Below are 4905 nucleotides of genomic sequence, written 5' to 3'. Positions count from 1 at the left end.
ATGGTCGAGCCGAACAGGTACAGCCAGTAGGCGAACATGTTCAGCCGCGGGAACGCCACGTCCGGCGCGCCGATCTGCAGCGGCATGATCCAGTTCGTGAAGCCGGCGAACAGCGGCGTCGCGAACATCAGCAGCATGATCGTGCCGTGCATCGTGAACGCCTGGTTGAACTGCTCGTTCGTCATGACCTGCAGGCCAGGCCGGGCCAGCTCGGCGCGCATCAGCAGCGCCATCACGCCGCCGATCAGGAAGAACGCGAACGAGGTGACCAGATAGAGCGTGCCGATCGTCTTGTGATCGGTGGTCGTCAGCCACTTCACCACGACATTGCCGGGCTGCTTGCGCCGGACCGGCAGCTCGTTCTCGTACGAGTCCTCAGCTGCCGCGGCACCCTGGGGTTCGTTGAGGATGCTCACAGGTTGTTCGTCCTCTGGTTCTTCTCGTGGCTCGTCTGCGCGATGCCGGCCGGAACGTAACCGGTCTGCCCCTTCTTCACGAGGTCCTTGAGGTGCTGCTCATAGCGCTCGGGGGAGACGACCTTCACGTTGAACAGCATCCGGGAGTGGTCGACTCCGCAGAGCTCCGCGCACTTGCCGAGGAAGGTGCCCTCCTTGTTGGGGGTCACCTGGAAGGCGTTGGTGTGGCCGGGGATGACGTCCTGCTTCATCAGGAACGGCACCACCCAGAAGGAGTGGATGACGTCACGCGAGGTCAGGACGAAGCGGACCGTCTTGCCCTTCGGGAGCCAGAGCGTCGGACCGGGGTTGCCCGTCTGCGGATTCCGCGTACCGGGCGTACCGACGTCGTAGACGCCGCCGGCGTTCGCCGGGAAGTCCTTCTTGAGCCGGTCCGGGACAGCGGACAGGTTCGGGTCGGTCTTCGCGTTGCCGGAGACACCGGGGACGTTCTCGATGTAGTTGAAGCCCCAGCTCCACTGGAAACCGACCACGTTGATCGTGACGTCGGGCTTCTTCGAGGTGTCGAGGAGCTTCGACTCGTCCCGGGCCGTGAAGTAGAAGAGCACCGAGATGATGATGATCGGGACCACCGTGTACAGGGCCTCGATCGGCATGTTGTACCGAGTCTGCGGAGGTACCTCGACCTTGGTGCGGCTGCGCCGGTGGAAGAAAGCACTCCACAGGATCAGGCCCCACACCAGCACGCCGACGGCGAGCGCGGCAGCCCAGGAGCCCTGCCACAGGGAGAGGATCCGCGGAGCCTCTTCCGTGGTCGGGGTGGGCATGCCAAGGCGGGGGAAGTCCTTGTATGTGCAACCGGTTGCGGTCGCCAGGACCAGGCCCGCGGTCAGTGCCTGCAGCAGCTTCCGCCGCATCGGGCGCCGCGGCGAGCGGTCGGAGCCGTTGGGACTCACGTAGCGCCTTCCCGAGAGTCTCGCCCGCGCGGTCGGCTGCGGCCTTCTCGCTGGTCGGTCGCCGCCCTGCGTCGGGCAGGGGTTTGGATGTTTATGCGGACCAAACCCTAGCCGACGCTCTTCGAGGGTTCGCGGGGAGGGGGGCATACGCGCCGCCCGTCACTCCGAAGGTGTCGGATCAGGCGCCTGATAGCTCGGGGTTGTCGCGTTTTGCGGTGCGGCTTCGGGTGCGTTGTGGCTGGTCGGACGGTTCCCCGTGCCCCTGGTCCGGCTGCTCCCGCGAAAGTCTTACCGTTGCCCTGTGTCCTACTTCGATGCCGCTTCCTCCGCTCCCCTCCACCCCGTGGCCCGTCAGGCGATGTCGGCCTCGCTGGATGACGGGTGGGCCGATCCCGCCCGGCTGTACCGGGAGGGGCGCAAGGCGCGGATGTTGCTGGACGCCGCGCGGGAGGCGGCGGCCGAGGCCGTCGGGTGCCGGGCCGACGAGGTGGTGTTCACGTCCTCCGGGACGCGGGCCGTACACGCGGGCATCGCGGGGGCGTTGGCCGGCCGGAGGCGGGTCGGACGCCACCTGATCGTGTCAGCGGTCGAACATTCCTCGGTACTCCATTCGGCGGAGGTGTTCGAGGCGGACGGCGGGGAGGTCACGAGGGTGGCCGTGAACCGGACCGGAGCCGTCGATCCGCCGGCCTTCGCCGCCGCGGTCCGGCCGGACACCGCACTCGCCTGTCTGCAGTCCGCCAACCACGAGGTGGGGACCGTGCAGCCGGTGGCCGAGGTGGCCGGACTCTGCCGGGCGGCCGGGGTGCCGTTGCTGGTGGACGCGGCGCAGTCGCTGGGGTGGGGGCCGGTCGAGGGGGACTGGTCACTGCTGGTGGCGAGTGCGCACAAGTGGGGCGGGCCGTCGGGGGTCGGGCTGCTCGTCGTACGCAAGGGTGTGCGGTTCGCCGCCCAAGGCCCGGCGGACGAGCGGGAGTCCGGGCGGGCGCCCGGGTTCGAGAACATCCCGGCGATCGTGGCGGCCGTGGCCTCGCTGCGCGCGGTGCGGGCCGAGGCGGCCCAGGAGGCGGTACGGCTGCGGGAGCTGACGGAACGGATCCGGACGCGGGTGCCGCGGCTGGTGCCGGACGTGGAGGTGGTGGGCGACGCCGAGCGGCGGCTGCCGGGGATCGTCACCTTCTCCTGTCTCTACGCCGACGGAGAGGCGCTGCTGCACGAGCTGGACCGGGTGGGCTTCTCCGTCTCGTCCGGCTCCTCCTGCACGAGCAGCACGCTGACGCCCAGCCATGTGCTGAAGGCGATGGGTGTGCTGAGCGAGGGCAACGTACGCGTTTCGCTGCCGGTGGGGGTGGCGGAGGCGGACGTGGAGCGGTTCCTGGAGGTGCTCCCGGGGGCCGTGGCGGGCGTGCGGGAGAAGCTGGGGGCGCCCGCGCCGGCGACGGCGGTACGGGCGCGGGAGCTGGTCGTCGACTCCCTCGGCAAGCGGTGCCCGATACCGGTCATCGAGCTGGCCAAGGTGATCGGGGAGGTGCCCGTGGGCGGCACGGTCCGGGTTCTGTCGGACGACGAGGCCGCCCGGCTGGACATCCCCGCGTGGTGTCAGATGCGCGGGCAGGAGTACGTCGGCGAGGAGCCGGCGGACCGGGGTACGGCGTACCTGGTCCGCCGGCTCGGCTAGCGCCTTTCCTTCGGGCGGGGCCGGCTCAGCTCAGGTGGGCCTGGACTTCTTCGGCCGCCGCGTCCCCGTACGCCTTGGTGAACCGCTCCATGAAGTGCGCCCGGCGCAGCCGGTACTCCTGCGTGCCCACCGTCTCGATGACCAGCGTGGCGAGCATGCACCCGACCTGCGCGGCCCGCTTGAGGGAGACGCCCCATGCCAGGCCCGACAGGAATCCCGCGCGGAAGGCGTCGCCGACGCCCGTGGGGTCGGCCTTGCGCTCCTCCTCCGCGCAGCCGACCTCGATCGGGTCCTCGCCGACGCGCTCGATGCGCACGCCCCGCGAGCCGAGCGTGGTGACGCGGTGGCCGACCTTGGCCAGGATCTCCGCGTCGGTCCAGCCGGTCTTGGACTCGATGAGCCCCTTCTCGTACTCGTTCGAGAAGAGGTACGTCGCGCCGTCCAGCAGTATCCGGATCTCCTCGCCCTCCATGCGGGCGATCTGCTGGGAGAAGTCGGCGGCGAAGGGGATGTTCCGGGAGCGGCACTCCTCCGTGTGGCGGAGCATGGCCTCCGGGTCGTCGGCGCCGATCAGGACCAGGTCGAGGCCGTCCACGCGGTCGGCGACGGTCTTCAGCTCGATCTGGCGGGCCTCGCTCATCGCGCCGGTGTAGAAGGAGCCGATCTGGTTGTGGTCGGCGTCGGTGGTGCACACGAAGCGGGCGGTGTGCAGCGTCTCGGAGATACGGACCGAGTCGGTGTCCACGCCGTGCCGGTCGAGCCAGGCCCGGTACTCGTCGAAGTCGAAGCCGGCGGCGCCGACCAGGATCGGCTTCGTGCCGAGCTGGCCCATACCGAAGGCGATGTTCGCGCCGACGCCGCCCCGGCGCACGTCCAGGTTGTCGACCAGGAAGGAGAGCGAGACCGTGTGCAGCTGGTCCGCGACGAACTGGTCGGCGAAGCGGCCGGGGAAGGTCATGAGGTGATCGGTGGCGATGGAGCCGGTGACTGCGATGCGCACGTCGGCATTCTCCTGCGGGAGGCTGGGTTGACAGTTCACGCTACCGGTTCACGAGCCGGCGCTGAAGCTGACAAAACTACCCGATAGTAGATCTTTCTTCGCGGCCCGGAGCGTGCCTACGGTGCGGTCATGATGAACCTCAAGGGCCACTCCACCGCCCCGGCCGACCTCGAAGGCGACCTCGCCGCCCTGCGCGGCGACTGCGCCCGGATGGCTCCGCACTGGGCGGTTCCCGAGCACGCCGAGTCGCGGCCGGTGCCGCCGTCGCTCATCCACGGGGTCACCGTGCCGGCGCGGTCCGCGCGGCTGCTGGACGCGATGTCTGACTACGGCGACTGACACGCGGGGCGCACCCCAGGGAACCGCGCGCTCCCCTCCCGCGTCCCATCGCCGTCCCCCGCGCAGGGGATTGCGGGACACGATCCAGCGAGGAGCGATGCGGTGAACACCGAGCGGCCTGAGAACTCCGGCGACCCGGAGGCCCCGAAGACTTCCGGGGAACACGCGACGCGGAAGCCGGGTGCCGACGACGGAACGCGCAAGCCGGTCGGCGACGCCGCACGGGAGCCGCGGGTCGCCGACGGGACGCGGGAGGCGTACGCCCGCGGCGGGACGCGGGAGCCGCGGGTCGCCGATGAGGCGCGGGGCGCCGACGGGGCTCCGGAGGCGCACGTCCGCGACGCTGCGCGGGAGCCGCGGGTCGGTGATGTGGTGCGGGAGCCGCAGCCTGGCGATGAGGCGTGGGAGCAGCAGACCGGCGACCCGGCGCAGAAGCCGTGGGCCGGCGATGCGGCGCGCGAGCCGCAGACCGGCGCCCCCACGCCGAAGCCACAAGCCGAGGACCCCGCGCCCGAG

Annotated in this window: 5 protein-coding genes and 1 pseudogene; 3 read left to right on the top strand and 3 right to left on the bottom strand. The window is 70.5% G+C overall.

Annotated elements, in window-relative coordinates; all coding sequences use genetic code 11:
• Together AC07C1_RS08655 and ctaC are read right to left on the bottom strand one after the other, a co-directional pair.
• Positions 1 to 416: cbb3-type cytochrome c oxidase subunit I (locus AC07C1_RS08655; RefSeq protein WP_478937812.1), on the bottom strand; the 416-nt coding region annotated here is incomplete at its 3' end.
• Positions 413 to 1372, bottom strand: coding sequence for an aa3-type cytochrome oxidase subunit II (gene ctaC / locus AC07C1_RS08650; RefSeq protein ID WP_478937811.1), 960 nt, complete (start codon positions 1370 to 1372; stop codon positions 413 to 415). The genes ctaC and AC07C1_RS08655, both read right to left, overlap by 4 nt.
• 301 nt (positions 1373 to 1673) lie before the next feature.
• Between ctaC and AC07C1_RS08645 the strand changes: the two genes are divergently transcribed.
• The gene (locus AC07C1_RS08645) at positions 1674 to 3050 is read left to right on the top strand and encodes an aminotransferase class V-fold PLP-dependent enzyme (RefSeq protein ID WP_478937809.1); all 1377 of its coding nucleotides are present in this window, start codon (positions 1674 to 1676) and stop codon (positions 3048 to 3050) included.
• A 25-nt stretch (positions 3051 to 3075) separates the two neighbouring features.
• Here AC07C1_RS08645 and AC07C1_RS08640 read toward each other — a convergent pair whose 3' ends face one another.
• Complete coding sequence (locus AC07C1_RS08640) at positions 3076 to 4050, bottom strand: carbohydrate kinase family protein (RefSeq protein ID WP_478937807.1); 975 nt, start codon at positions 4048 to 4050, stop codon at positions 3076 to 3078.
• A 129-nt stretch (positions 4051 to 4179) separates the two neighbouring features.
• On the opposite strand from AC07C1_RS08640, the gene AC07C1_RS08635 reads away from it, so the two are divergent.
• Positions 4180 to 4389 (top strand): hypothetical protein, encoded by a 210-nt coding sequence (locus AC07C1_RS08635; protein ID WP_478937806.1) that lies wholly within the window; start codon positions 4180 to 4182, stop codon positions 4387 to 4389.
• A 102-nt stretch (positions 4390 to 4491) separates the two neighbouring features.
• Positions 4492 to 4905 (top strand): annotated as a pseudogene (locus AC07C1_RS08630) (hypothetical protein); the annotation flags it as partial.

The sequence above is a fragment of the Streptomyces sp. NPDC045022 genome, from assembly GCF_056432605.1.
This window is presented reverse-complemented; position numbering and strand designations above follow the sequence as displayed.

What these genes read in the sequence shown, in the direction of transcription:
- AC07C1_RS08635 (WP_478937806.1), top strand. Translation starts at nt 4,180, where the DNA reads ATGATGAACCTCAAGGGCCACTCCACCGCCCCGGCCGACCTCGAAGGC.